The organism is Photobacterium sp. GB-56 (assembly GCF_003026105.1).
In the GTDB taxonomy this organism is placed as follows: Bacteria; Pseudomonadota; Gammaproteobacteria; order Enterobacterales; family Vibrionaceae; genus Photobacterium.
In genome coordinates this window covers 104,617-130,222 of record NZ_PYNW01000007.1, presented here as the reverse complement: position 1 = coordinate 130,222, position 25,606 = coordinate 104,617, and the positions used below count along the sequence as shown (strand labels likewise).

Sequence of the window (25,606 nt, the reverse complement as noted above, 5' to 3'; positions counted from 1 at the left end):
CTCCTTACGCCTTAAAGATTTTTCGCTTTTTCAAGCACTTCTTCGATTGCGCCACAGTACAAGAATGCTTGCTCTGGTACGTCATCATACTCACCGCTGAGTAAGCCTTTAAAGCCTGCGATAGTTTCTTTAAGTGATACAAATACACCTGGTTGACCGGTAAACACTTCCGCTACGTGGTAAGGCTGAGTCAAGAAACGTTCAATCTTACGAGCACGAGATACTGTCTGCTTATCTTCTTCAGATAATTCATCCATACCTAGGATAGCAATAATATCTTTAAGCTCTTTGTAACGCTGCAGTACGGTTTGTACACCACGCGCAACATCGTAGTGATCTTGACCAACAACCAGTGGATCAAGCTGACGAGAAGTTGAATCTAGTGGGTCAATCGCAGGGTATAAACCAAGCGCGGCAATGTTACGAGACAGTACAACCGTCGCATCAAGGTGAGCGAACGTCGTTGCTGGCGATGGGTCAGTCAAGTCATCGGCTGGTACATATACCGCCTGAATAGAGGTGATAGAACCTGTCTTCGTTGAGGTAATACGCTCTTGTAGTACACCCATTTCTTCCGCTAGTGTTGGCTGATAACCTACCGCTGATGGCATACGGCCAAGCAGTGCTGATACTTCAGTACCAGCCAATGTGTAACGATAAATGTTATCGATAAACAGGAGTACGTCACGGCCTTCATCACGGAAGCTTTCTGCGATAGTTAGACCAGTAAGTGCAACACGAAGACGGTTACCCGGTGGCTCGTTCATCTGACCGTAAACCATGGCTACTTTATCAAGTACCCCTGCTTCTTTCATTTCGTAGTAGAAGTCGTTACCTTCACGAGTACGCTCACCGACACCAGTAAATACTGATAAGCCCGAGTGTGCTTTCGCGATGTTGTTGATAAGCTCCATCATGTTAACGGTCTTACCTACACCCGCACCACCGAACAGACCGATTTTACCACCCTTAGCAAATGGGCAGATAAGGTCGATAACTTTCACACCCGTTTCTAACAGTTCAGAGCTGTTAGATTGTTCTTCATAAGACGGTGCTTCACGGTGAATGGCATATTTGGTTTTTTCGCCAATTTCACCACATTCATCAATCGGTGAGCCTAACACGTTCATGATACGACCAAGGGTTTCTTCACCCACAGGGACAGTGATCGGTGCTTTGGTATTTACCACTTCTAGGCCACGACGAAGACCGTCTGATGAACCCATTGCGATACAGCGAACAACACCGCTACCAATTTGCTGCTGTACTTCTAATACTAATTCAGCATGCTCACTATCACTAAGGGTAAGCGCATCATATACACGTGGTACGCTATCTTGGTCAAATTCCACGTCAACGACAGCGCCGATGACTTTGACAATCTTACCAGTACTCATTTGATGTCCTCAAAATTCTATTTAAACGGCTTGTGCCCCAGCGACAATTTCACTTAGCTCTTGGGTAATAGCAGCTTGACGGGCTTTGTTATAAACCAGCTGTAAATCATTAATCAGCTCGCCCGCATTATCGGTTGCTGCTTTCATCGCAACCATTCGCGCTGCTTGTTCACAAGCGATACTCTCAACAGTGCCTTGGTAGACCTGTGATTCGATATAGCGAAGCATCAGTTCGTTGAGAATGGGTTTTGGATCTGGCTCGTAGATATAGTCCCAGCGGCTTGATTCATTAGCATCGGCTAACTCTTCTTCTTCAAGCTGAGGATTAGGTAGCAATTGTGCCACCTTCGGCTTTTGCACCATGGTATTTACAAACTCGTTGTAAACTAGGAACAAGCGGTCAATCTTGCCTTCGTCGAAATACTCCAACATGGCGTTAACTGGGCCTAAAATATCTTCAAGTTTTGGTTCATCACCAATACCGGATGTTTGTGCAATCACGTTGCCGAAACGATGGAAAAACGAAATCGCTTTTGAACCGATCAAGGTGGTATCAACCTCCACCCCTTGATCTTTCCACTGACGCATATCTGCCAGTGCTTTCTTAAACAAATTAATGTTCAAGCCACCACATAATCCTCGGTCTGAGGAAATAATGATGTAAGCGACACGTTTTACTTCACGCTCTTCAAGATAGGGATGCTTGTACTCCAACGAACCCGAAGTCACGTGTCCGATCACTTTACGCATGTTCTCTGCGTAAGGTCGGGTCGCTTCCATGTTCTGTTGAACTTTGCGCATCTTACTTGCGGCAACCATCTGCATAGCACTCGTGATCTTTTGCGTATTTTGCACGCTGGCGATCTTAGTGCGGATCTCTTTTGCATTTGACATGGTTAGCTCCTATCTACATTCATACTGCATCGTACTTGGACGGAAATGTTCTCGTCGCTTAGTACGACTGGGTATCAACGAATGTTTTTAGAAGCTGGTGCAAGCTTGCTTCGATGTCATCGTTGTAATCACCAGACTCATTAATTTTTGCTAGTAATTCAGCTGACTGACTCTTAGCAAATGCCATTAATGCTTCTTCAAATGCACCGATTTGAGATAACCCAACGTTATTCAAATAACCTTTCTCGGCAGAGAAAATAGCCAGTGCTTGCTCAGCGACAGACATAGGTGCGTACTGCTTTTGCTTCATTAGCTCAGTGACTTTTTCACCATGGTCTAGCTGTTTACGTGTTGCATCATCAAGATCCGATGAGAACTGAGCAAAGGCTGCTAATTCACGATACTGTGCAAGTGCGGTACGAATACCACCAGACAGTTTCTTAATGATCTTAGTCTGCGCGGCACCACCAACACGAGAGACCGAAATACCCGGGTCAACCGCTGGACGTAAACCTGCGTTGAACAAGTTAGTCTGCAAGAAGATCTGACCATCAGTAATCGAAATTACGTTGGTTGGTACGAAAGCTGATACGTCACCCGCTTGGGTTTCGATGATAGGTAACGCGGTTAATGAACCTGTTTTGCCTTTCACTTCACCGTTAGTAAAACGCTCAACATAGTTAGCATTTACACGTGATGCACGCTCTAGTAGACGTGAGTGAAGGTAGAAAACATCACCAGGGAAGGCTTCACGGCCGGGTGGACGCTTAAGCAATAGTGAGATTTGACGGTAAGCAACAGCCTGTTTAGACAGGTCATCATAAACAATCAGAGCATCTTCACCACGGTCACGGAAGTATTCACCCATCGTACAACCCGCATACGGGGCTAGGTATTGAAGGGCGGCCGCTTCAGACGCAGATGCTACAACAACAATGGTATTTTTAAGCGCGCCGTTTTCTTCTAACTTACGCACAACGTTAGCAATTGTTGATGCTTTTTGACCAATAGCCACATACACAGAGTAAATACCAGAATCTTTCTGGTTAATGATGGCATCAATCGCCATCGCCGTTTTACCTGTCTGGCGGTCACCGATGATCAACTCACGCTGACCTCGACCGATTGGCACCATAGAGTCAACCGCTTTGTAACCAGTCTGGATTGGCTGATCAACCGATTTACGATCGATGACACCGGGTGCGATAATTTCAACAGGCGCAAAGCCATCGTTGTCAATCGCGCCTTTACCATCAATAGGCTGACCAAGGGTGTTAACAACACGACCCAATAAACCTTTACCTACTGGCACTTGGAGGATACGACCGGTACCTGTTACTTTCATGCCTTCAGCAAGATCAGCATAAGGACCCATCACTACCGCACCTACAGAGTGACGCTCTAAGTTAAGTGCCAATGCATAACGGTTGTCTGGAAGTTCAATCATCTCACCTTGCATAACATCAGCAAGACCATTGATAACAATAATACCGTCGCTTACAGAGACGATAGTACCTTCATTACGTGCCTGACTGGTCACGTTAAAGGTGGCGATTCGTTGTCTAATTAAATCGCTAATTTCGTTGGAATTCAGTTGCATATCTAATTACCTATTACGCCTGAAGGCTTGTAGCAAGTCGGTTGATAGAGCTTTTTAGCGAGCCATCAATCACCATTTCACCGGCTTTGATTAGCATTCCGCCAACTAGCGACTCATCAATGTGACAATCAAGCTCAACACTGCGATTTAATTTCTTTTGCAGCGCCTGTATCAGGTTCGCTTTCTGCTCATCTGTTAACGGCTCGGTTGTTGTTACTATCGCTGTTACCATGCGCTCATGATCTTCTTTCAGCTCATGGAACAATTCAGCAACTTGCGCAATCACATTTAGACGTCCATTTTCAGCCATTACTCTGATCAGGTTCTGGCCATGTTCATCCAGCAGCCCCTCACAAACGCCCAAGAACATGTCAGTAAACGCTGATGAGTCATGCTCGCCAAACTGCTCGCTATCTTCAATTTGCTGAGCAATAACGGGTTGGCTAGCAACCGTTGCTGCGATAATTAACATTTGCTCCCATTGTTCCAATGCATCATTGGCAAGAGCGAAATCAAACGCTGCTTTGGCATAGGGCTGAGCAATAGTTAGTGGATCTGACATAATGTGCTCTCCGCTTACATATCCTTGATGAGTTTATTAACAAGATCGCGGTTAGCATCTGTGTCTAAGTTACGATTAATCAGTTTCTGCGCCGTTTCAATCACCATGTCAGACATTTCTGCACGGAGTTCTTGGCGAAGGCGATTACGATCACTTTCTACTTCAGCATTGCCCTGAGCAATAATGCGAGCTTTTTCTTTCTCACCTTCCGCTTGGGCTTCTTCGATAATTTGAGCGCGACGCTTATTACCTTGCTCGACTAATTCATTTGCACTTTTCTTCGCATCATCCAGAAGCTTTTCACCATTAGCTTTTGCTAATTCAAGTTCTTTTGACGCGTTTTCGGTATGAATCAGTCCTTCAGCGATTTCGCGCTGACGTTGGTCAATTAACGCAGATAGCGGTGGCCAAACATATTTCATACATAGCCAAACAAAAATCACGAATGAGATTGCCTGACCAAGCATGGTTGCATTTAAATTCATACCATCCTCACTATTTAAATAACGTTATGATTTATAACGGTAGTTCTGGCTATTAAGCCACAGCAAAGATGATGTAAAGACCGATACCTACACCAATCATAGGTACCGCATCCACAAGACCCATCATGATAAAAAACTGAGTACGTAACATAGGGGTTAAATCTGGCTGACGTGCAACACCTTCAAGGTATTTACCCGCAAGATTACCGATACCAGAAGCCGCACCTGCCGCGCCTAAACCAATGAGAAGCGCACCAGCAACGTAAAGAACTGCACTTACAATATCCATGAATGACTCCAAAAATTTATTTAATAGATAAAACTTAAATCGAACTTAATTTATTAATGTTCTTCAGTTGCCATCGCTAGGTACACAACAGTTAATACCATAAAGATGAAGGCTTGAAGGAACACAATTAAAATGTGGAACAATGCCCACGGCACGCTTAACGCCCACTGCATCCACCACGGCATTAATGCAATCAGGATAAAAATCATTTCACCTGCATACATATTTCCGAAGAGTCGAAGTCCAAGAGAAATTGGTTTTGAAATTAATGTCACCAACTCCAAAACGAAGTTCACCGGATACAACAATGGGTGTTCAAATGGTTGTGTTGTTAACTCTTTAATAAAGCCAACAAGTCCCTTAGTTTTTAAGGTGTAACCAATGATTAAAATAAACACACCTAACGCCATCGACATCGGTACGTTCACATCAGCAGAAGGCAAATCACGGAAATGTTCAAAGCCCAGTGCTCGTGCTAATGCAGGAACGAAGTCGACCGGAATTAAGTCGATCATATTCATTAAGAAAACCCACACGAAGATAGTTAACGCTAAAGGGCCGACTATCTTGCTTCTCGTCTGAAAAATTTCCTTAACAAGGTTGTTTACAAATTCATAAGTGATCTCAATAAAACATTGCAATCGACCTGGAACCCCAGAGGTTCCGTGGCTAACAACATATTTAAAGACACCGATGAAGAGTAAACCTAACACCCATACCATAAACATGGAGTCTATATTTAGGCTCCAAAAACCGTGGCCTACAGTAAGGAATGTTAAGTGGTGCTCAATATATTCGTGAGCGGTAGTTACTGCTTCCACCTTACGTCATCCTAAATTGAGGTTTGTTAAGTATCGGGGTTAAAAAGCATCCTAAAAATGTCACGCTATAAGCTAATAACATAGCTACATGATTTACTGGAATAAAACGAACAACAGCTAAAATCATTACCGCGGTATATACCCACTTAATAAAACTATTAAGTTTGGCTAAATATCGAATACTAATGTCTTTATTTGTTTTTATTTTAAAAGCAGCGGCACTTAATCCTAACAATGAAGGAATAACTGCAATAGCCACCCCAATAATTGAAGATTTAACGCCAAACCAATTAGTCGTAATAGAAGCAAAAAAAATAAAAAGTAAACCTAATATTATTTGCCCAATCACTATTACTTTTGCTGCAGATAAAATATCGCTAGAACCAGATTTCGTATTCATTTCTAATCCTCTTTATTTATGCAATAACCTGCTAACCCCCTCCATTTCAACTTGTTACGGGTTATTTCAACTTGTGATTAAATTTACACAAACATAAGGAATGAATAATATCGCAAGAGAAAACTCCCTCACCAAGAGCAAATATCTCATCAACTAAAATGTTAAATAAATATTAAATACCGAAGCAGAAAAGTGTTATTTATATCAATGCAACTTGCAACACATTTAAAATCAATAACTTTGACGCCACCTCTTGATGATTAAAATTTACGTGATCGTTATCACTAACGCTATTAAAAAAAATGAAATCAATGTTTTTCATTTTTGAGTAAGTAAATGATTGCAGCCCGAATGGATTATATTGTAAGCAAAGCGAATAATTATGTATTAACATCGATAATCAAAATGAGCGAAATACAAAACTCACGGCGTATTAATAATTATTATCAACCATAAAAGTTGACGGTTATTTGCTATTTATTGTCTTTTTTTGCAATAAATTTCAATTTTAAAACGGCAAAATCATGCGATTTAAGCTTGTCTTCTTGCTCTTTCACTGCGAGTTCAAGGAAGAAAAAACATAACAATCAGCACTGGCAGGACGCTCTCTGTGGCGAAAAAAGAAGAAAAGGGAATAAAAATAGTTGACTGTATATATAGCCAAATTATTTTTTAAAAGAAGGTATCGGTACAGCGTTATTAATAAAATTCCGATATCACAGAATGAAATAATAAGATGCTGATTAACAAAGGTAATAAAAGCCTTTAACGGCACCCAAAAACGTTCACCTCTAAGCTCAATAAATATAAACAAACGCTCATTAAAAGCGATTTTCAACGTTGTAAATGACAATATGAAGTCATAAAAAATAGACAACATTATATTTAAAATATCGATCACTACGAGCGATAATATGCCCTAAGAAAAGAACACAAATAATACATTAAAATTAAAATATAAAAGTCAATATATGCATCCAATGCTATATATAAAATAGAGACGTTAAGAATTGCTAAATTCAGCCATTATATTTACCAATTAGGTTATATATAATAAAAATGAATCGTAATAAAAATAGAGCTATCCGACAAAATTTATCGACTGTTTGATCTATAATTATAGATTAACAATTTTTCCATACGTAGAATTAGCACAAAATAAACAATATTAATGTGCTACAAATATTGCTAATGTAAATAAACCAAACAACGATGATACATATTTACTGATAAAAAAATAAAGACAAAGACACATAGCTGTTACTTTAAAGACACATTATCAACTAACTGATAACTGCATTTAGTGACATTAATTTGTACCCTCTATTTAATCTTGTCTTTTAATACGCTGGTATGTTTCTGAGATGTAACTTTTATGAGGTATATAAGTAACAATGGAAGTCAAATCTCAACTCTCATCATTAAAAAATACAATCTCTTCAGGTTGGAAAAGTGTCATTCCTTTTGCAAACTTCAATATTGAAGAGAATCACACCTTTGACATGACACATTTTGAAGGTCTATGGCTAAAACAATACCTCTCAACAATCACGCCTGAGTATCATGCTTTATCCACCCAAATTACAAAAATAGCCCAGTCAGTAAATCCCTTAACCTTTAACTTCTATAGTTTAGCGCTATGGACGAGCCCTGATCGCTACACGCAATTACATACGCTGTGCAACTACAGCGCATTACTCAATAGCTCTATTCGTTTTCATTTAGATGAAAATAAAGGTGACAACATCAATCTGTGGCTATTAAGTAATGAACCCATCGCAAAACATTCAACAGAAAGCCTATCGTTATTGGCTTTACACTTTGCGCTATTATTGAATGTCATCAAGCAAACGTGGGGCACAACGACACTTAAAGGTGATGCGTATTTACCCTCGCTGACCAATTTACGCATCGAACAGCCGTTATTTGATAACTTGATTGCGTCATCTGCACTGAATATAAAGTGCCATTATAGCTTTCCCTTGATCCGCCTTACTTTTAGTAAAAAGTCGTTATCCTTACCGTTAACCGATTCTGATCCCGTGATCCATCAAAACAGCTTATGGCAGTTAAAGCATCAGCTAGTAAACTACCAGCAGAACAATGTGATTCATCAAGTTTATCGTGCGCTTAGAAGCCTACCTGATTTAGAGGCCGCCTCTGGCAACCATATCGCAAGTTTAATGGACATCAGCTTTCGCACCTTAAATAGACGTTTAGCATGTTTATCAACAAGTTATCGTGGGGTTTTAGAAAACTATAAATTAGAAATGGCGTTATCCCTGTTAGATAATTCAGAGTTAGGGTTAGCTGACATTGCACAGCAATTAGGTTTTTCTGATCTCAGTACCTTTTCACGCGCGTTTAAACGCTGGACAGGACTATGCCCGTCTCAGTTAACCAGTAAAAACCAAACAATAGCACCGCGTGTGGTTTCACATTGGGAACTCATTTAAGACTCGTTACTTCACTATTGTTCAATTAGCTGCTAAATAGGTAGCTGATTGTAGTCGATAAGCTAACGAGATAGGCTTTAATTTTGTGAAAACCTTAAACCAGACCAGCGCATTCTGCTAAACTCCGTCGACAGATTTCGCGATGGTAGGAACACTCAATCATGAGCCAAGAACAAATCAACAACCCATTACACGGTTTGACGTTAGAAAAGATCCTTGTACGTTTACAAGAGCACTACGGATGGGAAGGGCTAGATGCAAGAATTAAAATTAACTGTTTTTACAGCGATCCCTCTATTAAGTCGTCTTTAAAGTTTTTACGCAAAACCCAATGGGCAAGAGACAAAGTAGAAGCCTTATATATTGAGACTTTTTGTAAGTAACCCGATTGGCATACGCACTTTAACTAATACATAAGTAAGGTATGCCATTTCTTCTTCGCTGCTCACCTCTCCCTTTCTTTAAATAACCATCACAATCAACAGTCTTACTATATTGTTTAACCAATCCGAATAATGATATCGATGTCATTAAATGTGGTTAGTTGTTCTAGCGCACTTCTGTCGAGTAGACGACACCTGTTACCAAGTGTCGTCCCTCTAAGAACCCAGCGTGCAACTTTCACCGCACTAGGCTCAAGCCTTCACGAAGGCACCGATTGGCACCCAGCAACTTATAAAGCAGCGAGAGCAGGCTCATGCCAAGAGTTACGGCATTGCTTCTTTGATTTTCTCTTTGCCAAGTATTCTTGGTATTGAGGATCAAAAGGCGTAGCAGCGCTCCTGATTTTCACATGTCTCTCTATTGGCACCTTGGCTATTTGAAACAGATTGAACTGACAGTCCATATTCATGATCTTCTGCCAACCGTGAAATTGCCATTGGCCTTGACGGTTGATGAAGTACTTAAGGGCGATCCAAGTTCTGGATTTTGTTGGATGACGCCTTTTTGCCCAGTGCCATAACGTATGGAATAGCTTGTGACCTACATATCCGAATACCTGTTTAGCCACGCAGTGTCGATAGTAATTCGACCAGCCCCTTAGTTTCGGATTTATTAACTTAATTAAATCGTTAACGGGGATAGTTGCGTGCTTTTTGATGAGTTCGCGCAAGTTGGTCAAGAACAGTAGTGTATTGGATTTGCTCGGTTTAATGAGTAATTTCCCTTTGTATTTCCTATGGTTAAAACCTAGAAAATCAAAACCACGACTGATATGAGTCATGTGCGTTTTCTCTTCGGAGAGTGTTAGGCCTCTTTCTGCTAAGAAATCAGCAATCAACGGTTTGATATCGTTCTCCAGCACTTCCTTTGAAGCACAGGTGACGACGAAGTCGTCGGCGTATCCAATAAAGTTGGCTCTAGCACCCTTTTTAAGTGCGGTAGGCTTTATGTGCTGCTCCAGCCCCGCAAGAGTCATTAGCATCAAGGTTGGGGATATAACCCCTCCTTGAGGTGTTCCCTCATCAGTACGATAGAACAGCCCTTTATCCATAAAACCAGACTTTAGCCATTGTTCCAACATGCGTTTATCGACGGCAATGTTATCCATTAACCATTGATGTCCGATCTTGTCGAAACAAGCTTTGATATCTCCCTCAAGAACCCATTGTGCAGATTTCTTTAGCGCCAGACATTTGAAGCACTGAGCGATTGCATCGGCAGTACTACGGTTTGGTCTAAATCCGTAACTATTAGGGTCGGCAAGTGTTTCTGACACTGGCTCTAGTGCAAGAAGATGAAGCGTTTGCTGCGCTCTATCGACCATACAGGGGATACCCAGTGGTCTAAGCTTGCCGTTTTTCTTGGGGATGTAGATACGCTTGAGCGGTTTGGCTTTATAATCTTTTCTGCTCAATTGATTGACTGCTTTCATGCGGCGCGTATCTGTATTCCAGATAACGCCGTCAATTCCAGGCGTTTTACTGCCTTTATTTTGTGATACCCGCTTAACAGCAAGAAGTTTTGCTGAGCGTGAGTGAGTCAGTATCCACTGCACCGCTTTCGCTTTGCCGTGTTTACCTTCTCGTGTTGCCTTTGCAATACGCATCTGAAGCTTTAAAACATGGGATTCAACGGCCTTCCAATTGATGGATTGCCATTGAGCACTGTCAGGAGAGGCACTAATCTCTTTTGAAATCATCATTTGCGTTTCTCCTTGAATAAAGTTCTTCAAATTATCTTGCAACGGAAGACCAGTTAGAAGTCAGCTCACTTTCGTGCCAGATAGAGACCTGTATCTGCATCGTTACAATGCAGCCTTCGCTTTTTCCAACATCCTCTACCTGCATCACTATCGGTCGCAGAGACTTTCCCAGTGGGAGTGATACAGGCTTACCGTGTTCCGTATGTCGCGCAATGTCAGTTTAGATGCCCGCTATGGTGCGGAGAGTTCAACGATCACGAAAGAGCATGGGGCAATCTCTTTCCGACTCTCGTGCCTTTTGGCTACAGCGTATTAACCACTTCCGCTGTTTCATAATATAACGCACCTTACGCGGATTCACTTATGTTCATCATGCTGACTACCTAGCACTCACCCGATGTTGTGGTTATCAGGAGGATCGTCCTCTCACGACTTCAATCCCGATTGGAAAATACCAACCTTCGTTACATTGTCAGAGCCGCTACTTTATTCAGGCTCCTAGGTTCATCTGGTGATACAGATGGTTCACTCGTTGAGCGGTGAACAGCGCTTCATACGACATCACGTCGCACGCCCCTTTATGAGTTAGACCTAATACTCATTCATATCGTATTAATGTGATTTTGGATTAGTTTTATTAGGCCAACTTTATCTGTCAGTAAAACGTCACTTTTAGGTTTTCATGCGCAAACTCCGCCCCTGATTGAATACTTTGAAACTAGTAACATCATTAACAAAACCACAATGTCTATTTTTTGTTTTTCCTATGCTTTTTCTTATGGCGATGCATGCTTTGCTGTACAATCACCTTGGGCTTCAATCATGATATGCGTGAAAGATCAATTAAAAGCAAGATTAAGAATGCACGGTTGGGATGGTAAAAATAATGTTTTTCTAAGAAGAAGTGAAGATGTCTTAGAAATTGATGCAACCTCTCAGGTTAATATAAGAACTATTGGCAGTTTACTTGACACCATAGATGATTGGTATGGTGCGATTGGTAATGCCACTTTAAAACTAGCTGTCTCAGGATTCACAACAACATTTGATAATGAACCGTATTTTATCGTTGAGAAAATAGGTTTTTATTTAAAGGATACTTACGATTTTTTATCGGATAGTAAATGGACTAAATTTGGTTTATCAGAACCACTAGGTATATGGAGTAAATCGGGAACTTTAGATAAAGCTAAAGCATCAATCTATATTAGTTCTTATACACAAGGGCTATTTGGATTATTGGCAAGAGAGTTTTCAGATTATGTTCCTGTTGAAAATGATGATTTTAGGTCATGGCAGAAAAAACATAATTCGGGTGGTGATTATATTGTTTTCTCTGACATTATATGGATGGAACCTTTAAATAAGGATAAATCGGTAAAATTATAATGGCAAATTATTTAAAATTAACTTTAATATTAATAGTTCCGTTTTTTTTATTTTGGTGGGCTGTGTTGTCACCAGTTTCCTTCATTGATGATAGTCATTCTCATACAATAATTAGTCCAGATAAAAAATGGAAAATAGTTTTATCACCGGTAACAATGACAACACCATTATCTTTAATTCAAGGATTGGAAGGTAAAAGATATATAACATTATTTGACAAAAATGGTAATTATATAGGACAAAGTACACCTTTTTGTATTATGAGGATGGAACAATATAATATATTATTCCCGTCAAAGGACAGGCCGTATCTTGGTGTTTTACCAGAGAATTGTGATTATGATATACCGATTAATAAAAAAAATGGTGGAGTAAGATCATAGGATTCATTTCTTATTGATATCACTGCTATATCTTTTGATGATTTAACTTTATTAGTACGCATAAATAGCTTTATTGTTAAATGACCGTCCACAGTGGCAGTCTTTTTGTTCCCTAAAGATACTTTGTGAAGAAGTTACCAATACTTTCTCTAATGCTTATCAGCCTAAATAGAATAGAAAGCCTAAGAAGGTTTTGTCCAAAAGTGTGTTAGGCGAAGCTATGATCGCAGTGTGATAAATACAGATTATCTAATGAGTCACGCACTCTGTTCACTATAGCCATTCGTTATTGGTTGCTATATTCAGACAAATAAAAAACAGAAAAGAAAAGCTCTCACTTATCTTTTCTGTTTCTTTTCACTTATTGTTGATTAATAAATGATTATTTAGCTTCTACACTTTTTAAATAAGCCAAGATTTCATCTTTAAGCAATAGTTTTTCTTTTTTAAGCTTATCAATAACATCTTCGTCGTAACCGTCTTTCGCTGTCATCTTTTCAATTTCAGCGTTAAGCTCGCTGTGTTTATTGTATAGACGATCAAAAGCAACTTCTTTGCCTTTTAAAGAATCGATTAACTCTTTGTATTCTGGAAACATCGGAACTCTCCTTATAAATAGCTTATGTCTTAGTTATACGCCTTCTATCTAATTAAATTAAGACAAAAATCATGTTTTTGCTGCGCTATTTATGAAAACCAATATTACTATTTCAAGCCATTGAATATGGCTTGAAAAAGGCGCAAGGCGACTTAACTACAAATTTCAGCGAGAGTTCTTAAGCGGCGTTCAGATTGAGCAACAAACGGGTTTTTCTGATCCCATGCGTAACCTGCCAGTATCGAGCACACCATTTGTTTTATTTTAGGATCGGGATCGGTATAGAAAATCACTTTTTGTAATTCACCAGAGTACCAACCTTCGACATAGGTACGGAAAGTATTTACCCCTACCATTAATTTATCGGCATATTCTTGCTGCCAATTAACGTCATCGCCTGCTAATTGCTTCAATAAGGCGCTAACAACCAAATCTGCCGATTGCATTGCAATGGTCACGCCTGATGAAAATACAGGATCTAAAAACTCCCCTGCATTGCCTAATAACGCATAGTTGTTCGTCGCAAGGTGTTTTACATTGGCAGAATAACCGCCAATTTGCGCAGCAGGATTGGCGTATTCAGCTTTGCTGAGCAGCTTATTTAATGTTGGCTCTTGCGCCACAATTTGTTGTAGTGCGGTTTTTTCATCAGCATCGTATTGGGCTAAAAATGCAGGCTCAGCCACCACCCCTAATGAGCAAGTCCCGTTGCTAAATGGAATAAGCCAAAACCACACGTCTTCATTGGTTGGGTGAACGGAAATTAAAATCTTTTCACGATCGTGCTCAACACCGCTGTCTTCAATATGATCCACTACATGGGTAAAAATCGCATGACGTACAGGTAAACAAGACGGCTGCTCTAAATCGAGTAAACGCGGTAATACACGGCCAAAACCACTGGCATCTAGAATAAAGTCTGCTTCGAGCGCATAGCTTTGCCCTGATAACTCATCTCGTACCGTAATCACTGAGTGAGTGTCACCACATTCAATGGCTTCTACGCTGTGTTGATAGCGAATATCAACCCCTTGCTTGGCTGCTTCATCGGCTAACACTTTATCAAAATTACCACGCTGTACTTGGTAAGTCGTACCGGCGCCAGCTGTGAATTTATCGCGAAAATCAAACGCCGTGTAGGTATCTCGACGGCGAAATGCCGCGCCATTTTTATATTGAAAATTAGCGCCTGTTACGGCATCGAGCATATTGGCTTTTTTAATCACTTCCATACAGGCAGGTAACAAGCTTTCGCCGATAGAAAAACGAGGAAAAGTGTTTTTCTCTAAGACAACAACATCAATATTATTTTGATTGAGTAACGCTGCTGCAACAGAGCCTGATGGGCCTGCGCCAATAATCGCAACTTGGGTACGTTGTCTACTGTTCAACATCTTTTTCCTTTTATTAACACTGTAAATGTCTTACCTGACGAGTGTGAGATAAGAAGCAACAATCTGTTTAGAAACATTATCAGCGCAGAGTTTAACAAAGTTATTTATTCACACCATACAACGGGGATCGCTTTATCTTAAAAAACAGCAATTAGGGACATTGTTTTATTTTCTCACAGGAGAGATCACATTTTCGTTTTAAGACGTACACACTGTAAATACGTCATGAAAAATCAGGAAGATGCCCATGAACTCTTTTTTGCTTCTGACTCTGTTATTACTTCCTGTAATATCTGGTTGTGCCAACCAAGCATTTTTCTCACCATCAAATAATGATATGCCAAGTAAAGAGGTCGTTTGGCTTGATTCGCTCTCTGGCAATAAAATTGCTTATCGCTATTATCATCCCACGAATACTTCTTCTATGTCGTCACCTGATCTTCGCGGTACTGTGGTTCACTTTCATGGTAACAGTGGGCAAATGGAGCAAACCCAAGAAAAAGTCGCATGGCTGACAGATTATGGTTTTAACGTGATCACTTTCGACTATTCAGGCTTTGGTCACTCAACAGGGACGGCAACAGACAAAGATGCGTACCTTGATGCGATTTCGATCCTTAATTACATCAATCAATATAACCACCAGCCATTATTTGTTGTCGCTACTTCTACTGGAAGTAATATCTTTTTACGGGCTTGGGCTGATAATCCGATTGAAATTGACGGTATTATTCTCGACTCCCCCTTTACCAGTTACGTTAAAGAAGCGCAGTTTGTTTTAAGCCAAAGCCCTTTTGGTAAACTCTATGATTGGTTTGCACTGGTAATTATGCGAGATGATTATGCCGCAGAGCAGAATTTGCATCGTGTGCCGGAAAGTCATGCCTTGGTAGTACACTGTGAAGAAGATAGCGTTGTGCCGTTTGAATTTGGTGAGACCCTCTATCAACAGCTCAAGGGGAATAAAGAATTTATGGCTTTCGATGATTGTCGCCACGCGAGAGCCATGACAGGCGACCATCCTCGTTATCAGCACAATATTGCCCAGTGGTTAGTTAACACCGAGCAATATGTGAGACAAAATAACCGAGAGCAAGTCACGCAAATGATCGCTTATAATGAATAGTTCGGTTCGTTTATGCGGCTGATAAGGTTAATAAGGTATGACCTAAACCAATATTGTCTTCGCGCTCTGTCACAATAAAGCCCGCTTCTTTGACTATTTCTAGAAAATCATCACTGCGATAGAAACGGCTATTACCGTTGGCTAAACAAGTGAAATATAACGAGGTCGCATTCAAGCTATAGGTCGCCGCTTCGTAACGCTGTGCATCCCAGAAAAGCTCTAAAATATACACCACCGCATCAGGTGACATCGCTTCACGTACGCGACGTAAAATACTCAGTATTTCCATCGGTGAAAAACAATCTAAAAACTGGCTCATCCACCACACATCCGCTCCTTGCGGTAATGCTTGAGATTTATCCAGTAAGTTAGTGCTTACACCCGAAATGCGTTCTGCCAGCCCTTTTTCTTTGGCTTGCGTGAGTGCCATCTCAACTTGTTGTGGTAAATCGATAATAGTAACGTTCACATCAGGATCATACGCACAACACTGTTGCGCCCACTTACCCGTGTTGCCACCGATATCAAATAAGCGTTTAGGCTTTTTCGCAAAGACACGTTCAAGTAGTAACGGAAATGAACGATCAGAATAGAAATGGTCGAAATTAAACCAACTTTCTTTGGCGGCCATAGGTAGTTGAGATAGCCCTTGATAAATGGTTTCCCAATCGCCTAATTCAACAAGGCCTGCGGGTTTGCTTTCTTTAATAGATTGAGAAAGGTGCATCATCGCGGCGTAACAAACATCTGCGGTAAAATCGATATTTGCTCGAGTCATACCATCGTGCAGTAAATAATGTCCCAGATTGGCTAAACGATATTTTGGCGCGTGCCAAGTGACAATATGTGCGCTTAGGCCCATATCTAATAACACTTTTACACCATATTCACTGATCCCTGTTCGCTTTGAAATGGCTACAGCATCCAACCCATCTTTTTTTACTTCATCTAATGCGGCTAAGATACCAAGATCACGCAGAGATTTAGCGGTTTGAAATACGATAGGAGCGAAAGCAAGTTTTTGCGCTTCTGTTTTTGCATCAAGAGCATTGAAAGGATCTACAGAATAATCGGTCACACGACACCTACATAGGTTAAACAGTTGCCGCTTATTCTATCGACCCTTTACTCACTCTTATTGTTTTAAAACAAATTATCAGTCATTAGTTAATATCATTCGCTATGCACTTATTACGATAATTTTATTAATAGTTCTGAATAGTTACACCAAGTTGTTGTTGGATAGAACGAGATAATTTCATCACCCAGTTATTGTAATTGCGGTGAATATCTGTGCCGTCATAATCCAAATTTTGACTATTTTTATAATCAATACTGTAACTTAATGTTGAATACGAAATGTCGACCGTTGCGGTATGAGTTCGAACAGAAAGGGTTGCCACAATCAAGCCAGGTTTTATTACTCGAGCGCTCCATCCTCGTTGCTCTGCTGCGGTTAATATCGCTTTTTGCACATCATCAATAGAATGTTGTTGCCCAGTGACAGTGCTCGGCACATAGACATCGTTTAAATTCATGACAGGTTTGCTGGTACAACCTACAATCAGCAAACTCGCCATTATACTAACTAGGGTCTTTTTCATTTAACGCTCGTCATGGTTTTAATTAATCGTCAATAAAGATTATCATCTAGATTGATAGCAGCAAACAAGATAGACATTCCATTTTGGAATGAATGACACCTTGAAAACATTACATAATATTTTTCATGGTAGATGCCATAAACAACACAAATATGTTTTTCAATCACAGGTAGACTTTATTATCATAAGCCACATTCATTAGAACACGATATTTATTGCAAACGGTTAACCATGAACTCTGTGCACTTTACAATCAACCAGTGGGAAGCTCGCTCACTCGGCTTGTCATCTCTCGCTGAGTGGCAGCAATGGGCAATAACCCAAGACTGGCCTCAAGCACCAGAGCCTATCGTGTTTGATAAAATACCGCCGATGATGCGACGCCGTATGAGTAATTTAACCAAATTGGCGTTACAAACAGCTTTGCATATCTCAGAACAACAGCAGATTGATTACATTATTTTCTCAAGCCGTCATGGTGAATTACACCGCACTGTTAATTTAGTTGAATCGATCATTGAGGGTGACGATGCATCCCCCATCGCCTTCTCGCAATCGGTTCACAATACAGCAGCAGGGCTTTATACCATCATCACTAAACAGCCAATCCCTGTGACATCGTTATCGGCAGCAGAGCACACGCTTCACTCTGCACTCATCGAAGCGGCGTGTTATCTAAGCGAAAATCCAGACCACCAGGTTTTATTAGTCGATTTTGATGAACCATTACCTGAACAATATCAAGAATTTGAAACCCAACCTCATCAAGGTTATGCATTCAGTGCTATCTTATCTGCAGGTAATGGCTACACGCTACAGTGGAATGAAACAGACAGAAGCAGCAAGGAAGTCGCTATGGGATATCCACAAACATTAGATGTCATTAAACATCTCGCTTTAGATAACGAAGCGTTTAACCTGTCAGATCAACGTAACCACTGGCATTGGGTACGAAACAAGTGACAGCATCAAGACTCACTCTGTCACAACAGCTGAATAAATATTGGCGTATTGTTGCAACCGGATTTTGCTTTAGTTTATTTGGTGTTGGCGCACTTACCTTAACCTTCATTATTTTCCCGTTAATGACGCGAACGGCAAAAAATACCCAACAGCGCGAATTTAAAATACAGAAAATTATTCAACAATCGTTTGATTTTTTCTGTCGCACCATGCGTTTTTGCGGCACGATTGATTACCGCTTTGAAAACACAGAATTATTAGAGAACGATAGAAATTGCCTTATTGTGGCCAATCATCCCAGTTTAATTGATTATGTTCTGATCGCTTCTCGACTTCCTCAGTGCGACTGTTTGGTAAAAGCGGCTATTTGGCATAATCCATTTATGAAAGGCATTGTTAAAGCCGCTGGCTATATTCCCAATAGAGATCCAGAAAGTTTGCTCGATGACTGTAGTGAACGATTAGGTAGCGGTAATGTCTTATTAGTTTTTCCTGAAGGTACCCGTACTACGCCGGGGAAAAAATCAAAATTACAACGTGGGGCTGCACAAATAGCAGTTCGCACAGCGTCGGATCTCCGTGTTATTCATATCACGGTTGAACCTAGCTTTTTAACCAAAGAAAAAAAGTGGTATCGCGTTCCCGACAGCAAGCCTTTCTTCTTAGTCGAAGTAAAGGATAAAATAGCGGTTGGATCATTTCTTGAAAGTAGTGATTCCGCCACAACAGCAGCACGTAAGCTCAACCGTTATCTTGATGATGCTCTTTTTCCTGCTCAACACACTGTTCAGCATCATGATAACAATCACAAGTAGGTACTATGGAACAACTACATAACGAATTAAAAACACTCATCATTGATGCATTAAACCTTGAAGACATCACCATTGATGATATTGAAACAGATGCCCCGCTATTTAATGATGGCCTAGGTTTAGATTCTATTGATGCGCTGGAATTGGGTTTAGCGATTAAGAAAAAATACAATATTGTTATTGATGCAGATGACACCAATACTCGTGAACATTTTGCATCAGTTGCTAACTTAGCAAACTATATTTCTAATAATAAAAACTCATAAAATAGCGTAAAAAAAATGACAGAAGCGAATCGTAACCAAATTTTTGACCAAGTGAAAAATGTTCTTGTGGAACTGTTTGAGCTTGATGCAGATGACATTCAACCGCAAACCAATCTATACACTGAACTTGATTTAGACAGTATTGATGCCGTTGATTTAGTCGTTCATTTACAAAACATTACAGGTAAGAAAATCAAACCTGAAGAGTTCAAAACTGTCCGTACCGTTGATGATGTGGTTGATGCAGTGATCGAGCTTATTGAGGAATAATTGATGATGCGTTTGCTGACAGGTGTGTCAGCATTAGCGTTACTCGCCTACCCCCTTGCGGTTTACTATGGTTTAAGCCGTTGGGGGTTAGGGGTGGTTGCTGGGTTACTGGCAGTATTGTTTTTACTCCGCATTATCGCGGCGAAGCAGACTCAGCTTCGTGAACTTAAGTATATTGCATGGCTCAGCGGTGGTGCGGGATTAATCCTCGCTTTACTCGGCAGCATTTTTCGTGAACATGGCTGGTTTCTTTATTACCCAGTGATCGTCAATATTCTTATGCTTGGGCTGTTTAGTGCCAGTTTATGGCAAAAACAGAGTCTCATTGAACGACTAGCACGACTGCAAGAGCCAGATTTACCACCAGATGGCGTTCGCTATACCCGCAATGTCACTAAAGTATGGTGTGTATTTTTCATTGTTAATGGTTCAATCGCACTGACGACCTGTTTTCTTCCACTGCAAATATGGACGTTATACAACGGTTTGATCAGCTACCTTCTTGCGGGCAGTCTGTTTGCGATTGAATGGGTTGTACGACAATTTGTTCAACGTAAATCACAGTGAGAAATCAATCTCTAATTATTGCTCCTCTCTACTTGTTCTACCTTCAACACCGGAATTACCATGAAACCATTAATACTGCCGACAACAATGATTCCGTTATCTCAATTAATGCAGCAGTCTGATCGCCAATCTCCGGTGTCTGTCGATCCATCAGGTCATCAATCATGGCAGCAGTTTCACAATGATGTTGCTTTGCTGAGTGAAAAACTAAACAGCTATGAACAACAACAATGGGCAATATGTTGTGAAGATAGCTACTTCTTTGCTGTTGCTTTTATGGCATTAGCCCACAGTAAACAGCACATGGTGTTACCAGGTAATCACCAGCCAGCAGCACTTGCAGAGCTTAGTCACCATTTTGATGGCTTACTCCACGATAACAATATTCAATGCCCAGCATCGTGTATTAGCCTTAAGCTGAATACTATAAGCTGGCAGTCCTCACTCAATGTTCCTATTGTATTTGAACCACTAACGCTCGCTGATATTCAACTGACGCTATTTACGTCTGGCTCTAGCGGAAAACCTAAAGCCATTCTTAAAAACCTCGCATTATTAAATAACGAAATTGCCCAGTTAGAAATGCTATGGGGACAACAATTAGCGCAAACCACGATTGTGAGTACCGTTTCACATCAACATATCTATGGCTTATTGTTTCGTATTTTATGGCCGCTGTGCTGCGATCGTAGTTTCAGTCGTTTTGATTTGATCTACCCAGAGCAGGTAATGGCACAAGCCAGTGATGATTGTGTGCTCATTAGCAGCCCTGCGTTGCTAAAACGCCTTGATAATGAGGAAAAAACACAACACTATCGCGCCATTTTCTCTTCTGGTGGGCCGCTACCCTTAGCGGCAGCTCAACAATGCCAAACACTATTTAACCAGTTACCTTTTGAAGTCTTTGGTAGTACGGAAACCGGAGGGATTGCTTATCGTCAGCAACATGATGCTTCGACGCCGTGGCAACGCTTCCCTGTCATTGACATCGCACTGAATGCAGAGCAATGCCTTAAGATCTTATCGCCGTTTATTGATCAAGAACGGTGGTATCAAACCAGTGATCATTGTGAACTAATCGATAACGATCATTTCATTTTAAAAGGTCGTACCGACCGCATTATTAAAATAGAAGAAAAACGTATTTCGTTAACCGATGTTGAGCAGCGCCTGTGTTCGTTACCATGGATTGAAGAAGCCGCAGTATTACCCTTAGAGCAAAATAATCGTCTTATTTTAGGCGCAGTGATTACACTCTCAAGTGAAGGAAAAAAAGACATTCAGCAACGTGGAAAAGGGAAATTTTGGTTGTTCCTGCGCCAACAACTTCGCCAATGGATTGAGCCAGTTGGTATTCCACGCAGCTATCGCCTTGTTGATAGCATTCCTTTAAATACGCAAGGAAAGCGTTTAGTTAGCGATCTAGAATCGTTATTTACTGATGACGCCTCGACATAGTAAGCATAATAATGATGACCAATAGAACTCCCACATTACTCGCTCAACATATTGATGGTTATAAGGCCGAGATCACCTTGCGCCCTGACAATCAACTCTCTGATTTTCAAGGGCACTTCCCAACTTTTCCGTTATTACCCGGTGTGAGCCAAATTGACTGGGCAGTACATTTTGCCAAGCAATGCTTTTCTGATATGCCGACCTTATTTAACGGTATGGATGTGATTAAATTCCAAGAGCCAATCTTGCCAGATAGCACCATCACGCTCACACTTGAATGGCGTGACGATCAGCAAAAACTGCATTTTAGCTATACCTCAATCGATGCTAGTAACACGCTACATAAACATTCATCAGGTAAAATTAAGCTAGGTCGTCAACATGTGTGAATTTAAGCCCTGTTTTCTGATCCCTTGCTATAACCATGGCGCAACGGTGCCTGCCGTTGTAAATGGGTTGATTAATTATGGTTATCCCATTGTCATTGTTGATGACGGTAGTGAATTAGCCACCCGTAAAATTTTATCGGAACAAGCCAAACGCCCCAATATCAACATTGTTACTTTGCCGCAAAACCAAGGTAAAGGGGGGGCAGTTATCGCTGGCATAAAACAGGCACAAGCACTTGGCTTTACCCATGCAATTCAAATTGATGCCGATGGTCAGCACGATTTATCTGCGTTACCTAAGCTGATCAATGAATCAAAAAACTATCCTGATTCACTGATTTCAGGCCAACCGATCTACGATGAATCAATCCCTAAATCGCGACTCTATGGCCGTTATGCCACCCATATTTGGGTCTGGATTGAAACCCTTTCGTTTGCTATCAAAGACAGTATGTGTGGTTTTCGCTCATACCCTATCGATGCCGTGATGAATGTGATTAATCACAACAAGCTTGGTTTAAGAATGGATTTTGATACTGAAATCATGGTGCGTTTTTACTGGGATAACGGCGATATTCGTTTTATTGATACCAAAGTTATTTATCCAAAAGATGGCATCTCTCACTTTGATGCATTGTGGGATAACGTCAAAATTAGTTGGATGCATACCAAGCTATTTTTTGGCATGTTGCCACGTATTCCTAAACTAATTAAACGCAAATCATCCGATCAACAACATTGGTCATCCCATGCCGAGCGCGGCACCATTGTAGGGATTAAGACATTACTTGCGGTGTATTCTCTGCTCGGGCGAAAAGCATTTAATCTGATCTTAAAAGCTGTGATGGGCTATTACTACTTAACGGGGAAAGCGGCTCGTAAAGCATCTGAAGATTATCTAGAGCAACTTGAACATTACGCCAGTGAGAATCAGCTTTCCTTGCCGAAAAAACTCAACAGCTATGATCATTTATTATCATTTGGTCATACCATGCTCGACAAACTTGTGGCATGGAAAGGAGATTACTCAGAGCAACACTTAACCATTCATGGTAGTGAACATTTTGATGATCTCGCCAAGCGAAAACAAGGGGCCATCATTTTAGGCTCTCACCTTGGAAATCTAGAACTTTGTCGTGCGTTAAGTTCTCGTCATCCCGATATAAAAGTTAATGCTTTGGTCTTTACCGAACACGCAGAGCGCTTTAATGCGGTATTAAAAGCCATTAACCCTGATTCCGATCTGAACCTTATTCAAGTCAATGAGCTCAGCGCAAGTACTGCCATCATGTTGCAGCAAAAAATTGAGCAAGGCGAATGGGTGGTGATTGTCGGTGATAGAACGTCGGTCACCAAAGAGCAACGTGTGGTATGGGCCGATTTCTTAGGTAAACCCGCCCCGTTTCCACAAGGCCCGTTTATTCTGGCTTCGGTCATGAAAGCGCCCGTTTATTTACTCTTTGGTTTACGTGATGACAGCCAAGCAGATCCCCATTTTGATATTTACTTCGAACCCTTCAGCGATGCTTTGATCTTACCTCGTAAAACACGAGAAACGGCATTACAACAAACAGTTCAAGACTATGCATCACGGCTAGAATCTTACACAATTCAAGCCCCATTGCAGTGGTATAACTTTTTTAATTTTTGGCAGCTTAGTGGAAAAAACAATGACAACGACTAATTCAACAACAACTCAACAAACCATTAAGTTTGGTGCTGAACGCCTCACAATTGAAGATGTTTGCGCGATTGCCAATGGTGCTCATGCAGAAATGAACAACGACACTGCATTTAATGAAAAAATTGATCGTGGCGTGGCATTTCTTGAACGCTTATTGAAAGATGAAGGCGTCATTTATGGTGTAACCACAGGCTATGGCGACTCTTGTACTGTGGCGATCCCACCTAAACTGGTTGACGAATTGCCACTGCACCTTACACGCTTTCATGGTTGTGGTTTAGGTGAAGTGCTACAGCAACCTCAAGCTCGCGCAGTCCTTGCCACACGTTTATGTTCTCTGTCACAAGGCGTTTCAGGCGTGAGTCATGAGTTGCTCAACCAGTTAGTCACGCTGATTAATCATGACATCGTGCCACGTATTCCAGAAGAAGGCTCTGTGGGTGCCAGTGGCGACTTAACACCATTGTCTTATGTTGCAGCGACCTTAATTGGTGAGCGTGATGTTATCTACAAAGGTGAAATTCGCCCCACCGCTGAAGTGTTTGCAGAGCTTGGCATTTCGCCAATCCAATTACGCCCTAAAGAAGGGTTAGCGTTAATGAATGGCACATCTGTGATGACCGCATTGGCCTGCCTCGCCTACAAACGCGCCGAATATCTTGCGCAAATGGCAACCAAAATCACCGCGATGGTTTCTGTCGCCATGCAAGGTAATGATTTCCACTTTGATGAGGCACTGTTTGCGGTAAAACCTCACCCGGGGCAACAACAAATCGCAAGTTGGTTACGCTCTGATCTGCAAGCTGAACGTCCACCTCGTAACAGTGATCGCTTACAAGATCGCTACTCTCTCCGTTGTGCGCCCCATGTTATTGGGGTTTTACAAGACAGCCTGCCTTGGCTACGCCAAATGATTGAAAACGAACTCAACAGTGCCAACGATAACCCAATTATTGACGGTGATAACGAGCGTGTTCTGCATGGCGGTCACTTCTATGGCGGTCATATTGCGATGGCAATGGATACGCTAAAAACAGCCGTCGCTAATATTGCCGATCTACTCGATCGTCAAATGGCTCAGTTAATGGATTATAAGTTTAATAATGGCTTACCCTTTAACTTAACCGGTGCCGTTGGTGAACGTAAGCCGATCAACCATGGCTTTAAAGCCGTGCAAATTGGGATTTCAGCATGGACCGCAGAAGCATTAAAACACACCATGCCAGCCAGTGTTTTCTCTCGCTCAACGGAGTGTCATAACCAAGATAAAGTCAGTATGGGAACCATTGCATCACGCGACTGTTTACGTGTATTACAGTTAACAGAGCAGGTGACTGCCGCTTCGTTACTGGCAGCAACCCAAGCCATTGAACTGAGAAAACGTGATGATGAACTTAACGCTTCACACCTCAGTCCTGCATTAACAAAGATGAATCAATCCGTGTTAGAGCACTTTGAACCTGTGATTGAAGATCGCCCGCTTGAACATGATTTACGTCTGTTCATTGATATGATTCAGCAGCAGCACTGGGCGTTGTATTACTAACCTCTATCACGTGTAAAAAATTAACCAAATACTCACTCTACATACAGAGTGAGTATAGTTTTTTAAACTATCATCTTGATAACTTATATTTTCTTATTTTATGT

27 protein-coding genes are annotated in these 25,606 nt (G+C 41.1%); 14 read left to right on the top strand and 13 right to left on the bottom strand.

The genetic code is table 11. The annotated features are described in order from the left end of the window. Window positions 1-11: 11 nt before the first annotated feature. Genes atpD through C9J42_RS11895 form a run of 8 tightly spaced genes read right to left on the bottom strand, consistent with a single transcriptional unit; the run spans window position 12 to window position 6,448 of the window. Window positions 12-1,397, bottom strand: a complete 1,386-nt coding sequence (gene atpD / locus C9J42_RS11930; RefSeq protein WP_107207373.1) for a F0F1 ATP synthase subunit beta — start codon at window positions 1,395-1,397, stop codon at window positions 12-14. A gap of 21 nt (window positions 1,398-1,418) precedes the next feature. After that, on the bottom strand, window positions 1,419-2,291 hold the full coding sequence (atpG, locus tag C9J42_RS11925; protein ID WP_107207374.1) for a F0F1 ATP synthase subunit gamma: 873 nt from the start codon (window positions 2,289-2,291) through the stop codon (window positions 1,419-1,421). 58 nt (window positions 2,292-2,349) lie between these two features. After that, window positions 2,350-3,891 carry a F0F1 ATP synthase subunit alpha gene (gene atpA / locus C9J42_RS11920; protein ID WP_107287966.1) on the bottom strand — a complete coding sequence of 514 codons (1,542 nt, stop codon included), beginning with the start codon at window positions 3,889-3,891 and terminating at the stop codon, window positions 2,350-2,352. 13 nt (window positions 3,892-3,904) lie between these two features. Next, complete coding sequence (locus C9J42_RS11915; protein ID WP_107287967.1) at window positions 3,905-4,453, bottom strand: F0F1 ATP synthase subunit delta; 549 nt, start codon at window positions 4,451-4,453, stop codon at window positions 3,905-3,907. A 14-nt stretch (window positions 4,454-4,467) separates the two neighbouring features. Next, window positions 4,468-4,938 carry a F0F1 ATP synthase subunit B gene (gene atpF, locus C9J42_RS11910; protein ID WP_107207376.1) on the bottom strand — a complete coding sequence of 157 codons (471 nt, stop codon included), beginning with the start codon at window positions 4,936-4,938 and terminating at the stop codon, window positions 4,468-4,470. Window positions 4,939-4,990: 52 nt separating this feature from the next. After that, window positions 4,991-5,227 (bottom strand): F0F1 ATP synthase subunit C, encoded by a 237-nt coding sequence (atpE, locus tag C9J42_RS11905; protein ID WP_004730405.1) that lies wholly within the window; start codon window positions 5,225-5,227, stop codon window positions 4,991-4,993. A 53-nt stretch (window positions 5,228-5,280) separates the two neighbouring features. Continuing rightward, on the bottom strand, window positions 5,281-6,048 hold the full coding sequence (gene atpB / locus C9J42_RS11900) for a F0F1 ATP synthase subunit A (RefSeq protein ID WP_107207377.1): 768 nt from the start codon (window positions 6,046-6,048) through the stop codon (window positions 5,281-5,283). Window position 6,049: 1 nt separating this feature from the next. Further along, on the bottom strand, window positions 6,050-6,448 hold the full coding sequence (locus C9J42_RS11895) for an ATP synthase subunit I (RefSeq protein WP_107207378.1): 399 nt from the start codon (window positions 6,446-6,448) through the stop codon (window positions 6,050-6,052). A 1,394-nt stretch (window positions 6,449-7,842) separates the two neighbouring features. On the opposite strand from C9J42_RS11895, the gene C9J42_RS11890 reads away from it, so the two are divergent. Together C9J42_RS11890 and C9J42_RS11885 are read left to right on the top strand one after the other, a co-directional pair. After that, the gene (locus C9J42_RS11890; protein ID WP_107246522.1) at window positions 7,843-8,904 is read left to right on the top strand and encodes a helix-turn-helix domain-containing protein; all 1,062 of its coding nucleotides are present in this window, start codon (window positions 7,843-7,845) and stop codon (window positions 8,902-8,904) included. Between the two features lie 161 nt (window positions 8,905-9,065). Beyond that, a complete protein-coding gene (locus tag C9J42_RS11885; RefSeq protein ID WP_005366553.1) occupies window positions 9,066-9,287 on the top strand; it encodes a VF530 family DNA-binding protein in 222 nt (73 codons plus the stop codon). A 290-nt stretch (window positions 9,288-9,577) separates the two neighbouring features. On the opposite strand, the gene ltrA is transcribed toward C9J42_RS11885, so the two are convergent. Then, complete coding sequence (gene ltrA, locus C9J42_RS11875; protein ID WP_107288191.1) at window positions 9,578-11,050, bottom strand: group II intron reverse transcriptase/maturase; 1,473 nt, start codon at window positions 11,048-11,050, stop codon at window positions 9,578-9,580. An 831-nt stretch (window positions 11,051-11,881) separates the two neighbouring features. On the opposite strand from ltrA, the gene C9J42_RS11870 reads away from it, so the two are divergent. Both C9J42_RS11870 and C9J42_RS11865 read left to right on the top strand, forming a co-directional pair. Beyond that, window positions 11,882-12,439, top strand: coding sequence for a DUF6402 family protein (locus C9J42_RS11870; protein ID WP_146144066.1), 558 nt, complete (start codon window positions 11,882-11,884; stop codon window positions 12,437-12,439). Further along, window positions 12,439-12,822, top strand: a complete 384-nt coding sequence (locus C9J42_RS11865; protein ID WP_107302034.1) for a DUF6201 family protein — start codon at window positions 12,439-12,441, stop codon at window positions 12,820-12,822. Before C9J42_RS11870 ends, C9J42_RS11865 begins: the two co-directional genes overlap by 1 nt. A 382-nt stretch (window positions 12,823-13,204) precedes the next feature. On the opposite strand, the gene C9J42_RS11860 is transcribed toward C9J42_RS11865, so the two are convergent. Continuing rightward, on the bottom strand, window positions 13,205-13,420 hold the full coding sequence (locus C9J42_RS11860; protein ID WP_107207383.1) for a DUF465 domain-containing protein: 216 nt from the start codon (window positions 13,418-13,420) through the stop codon (window positions 13,205-13,207). Window positions 13,421-13,572: 152 nt separating this feature from the next. Next, window positions 13,573-14,814 (bottom strand): NAD(P)/FAD-dependent oxidoreductase, encoded by a 1,242-nt coding sequence (locus C9J42_RS11855; protein WP_107302033.1) that lies wholly within the window; start codon window positions 14,812-14,814, stop codon window positions 13,573-13,575. 247 nt (window positions 14,815-15,061) lie between these two features. Between C9J42_RS11855 and C9J42_RS11850 the strand changes: the two genes are divergently transcribed. Next, the gene (locus C9J42_RS11850) at window positions 15,062-15,940 is read left to right on the top strand and encodes an alpha/beta hydrolase (protein WP_107288051.1); all 879 of its coding nucleotides are present in this window, start codon (window positions 15,062-15,064) and stop codon (window positions 15,938-15,940) included. A gap of 10 nt (window positions 15,941-15,950) precedes the next feature. Here C9J42_RS11850 and C9J42_RS11845 read toward each other — a convergent pair whose 3' ends face one another. Continuing rightward, window positions 15,951-17,018, bottom strand: coding sequence for a methyltransferase (locus C9J42_RS11845; RefSeq protein WP_107288052.1), 1,068 nt, complete (start codon window positions 17,016-17,018; stop codon window positions 15,951-15,953). 127 nt (window positions 17,019-17,145) lie between these two features. Beyond that, window positions 17,146-17,544, bottom strand: coding sequence for a hypothetical protein (locus C9J42_RS11840; protein ID WP_107246528.1), 399 nt, complete (start codon window positions 17,542-17,544; stop codon window positions 17,146-17,148). 231 nt (window positions 17,545-17,775) lie between these two features. On the opposite strand from C9J42_RS11840, the gene C9J42_RS11835 reads away from it, so the two are divergent. From C9J42_RS11835 to hutH, 9 genes are read left to right on the top strand one after another with little or no spacing between them, the layout of a single operon-like run. Continuing rightward, entirely contained in the window at window positions 17,776-18,507 is a 732-nt protein-coding gene (locus C9J42_RS11835) for a beta-ketoacyl synthase chain length factor (protein WP_107261735.1), read from the top strand. Beyond that, the gene (locus C9J42_RS11830; RefSeq protein WP_107246532.1) at window positions 18,504-19,322 is read left to right on the top strand and encodes a 1-acyl-sn-glycerol-3-phosphate acyltransferase; all 819 of its coding nucleotides are present in this window, start codon (window positions 18,504-18,506) and stop codon (window positions 19,320-19,322) included. The genes C9J42_RS11835 and C9J42_RS11830 overlap by 4 nt, the downstream gene beginning before the upstream one ends. Before the next feature lie 5 nt (window positions 19,323-19,327). Beyond that, on the top strand, window positions 19,328-19,588 hold the full coding sequence (locus C9J42_RS11825) for a phosphopantetheine-binding protein (RefSeq protein ID WP_045148502.1): 261 nt from the start codon (window positions 19,328-19,330) through the stop codon (window positions 19,586-19,588). Window positions 19,589-19,603: 15 nt separating this feature from the next. Beyond that, the gene (locus C9J42_RS11820; protein ID WP_107302032.1) at window positions 19,604-19,858 is read left to right on the top strand and encodes an acyl carrier protein; all 255 of its coding nucleotides are present in this window, start codon (window positions 19,604-19,606) and stop codon (window positions 19,856-19,858) included. 3 nt (window positions 19,859-19,861) lie between these two features. Then, window positions 19,862-20,425, top strand: coding sequence for a hypothetical protein (locus C9J42_RS11815; RefSeq protein WP_107246535.1), 564 nt, complete (start codon window positions 19,862-19,864; stop codon window positions 20,423-20,425). Between the two features lie 60 nt (window positions 20,426-20,485). Further along, window positions 20,486-21,883 (top strand): AMP-binding protein, encoded by a 1,398-nt coding sequence (locus C9J42_RS11810; RefSeq protein WP_107302031.1) that lies wholly within the window; start codon window positions 20,486-20,488, stop codon window positions 21,881-21,883. Window positions 21,884-21,897: 14 nt separating this feature from the next. Beyond that, window positions 21,898-22,272: a 3-hydroxyacyl-ACP dehydratase gene (locus C9J42_RS11805; RefSeq protein ID WP_107261749.1), complete on the top strand. Its 375-nt coding sequence runs from the start codon at window positions 21,898-21,900 to the stop codon at window positions 22,270-22,272. Continuing rightward, window positions 22,265-23,956 carry a glycosyltransferase gene (locus C9J42_RS11800; RefSeq protein ID WP_107302030.1) on the top strand — a complete coding sequence of 564 codons (1,692 nt, stop codon included), beginning with the start codon at window positions 22,265-22,267 and terminating at the stop codon, window positions 23,954-23,956. The genes C9J42_RS11805 and C9J42_RS11800 overlap by 8 nt, the downstream gene beginning before the upstream one ends. After that, on the top strand, window positions 23,943-25,502 hold the full coding sequence (hutH, locus tag C9J42_RS11795; protein WP_107207394.1) for a histidine ammonia-lyase: 1,560 nt from the start codon (window positions 23,943-23,945) through the stop codon (window positions 25,500-25,502). The genes C9J42_RS11800 and hutH overlap by 14 nt, the downstream gene beginning before the upstream one ends. Window positions 25,503-25,606: the final 104 nt, after the last annotated feature.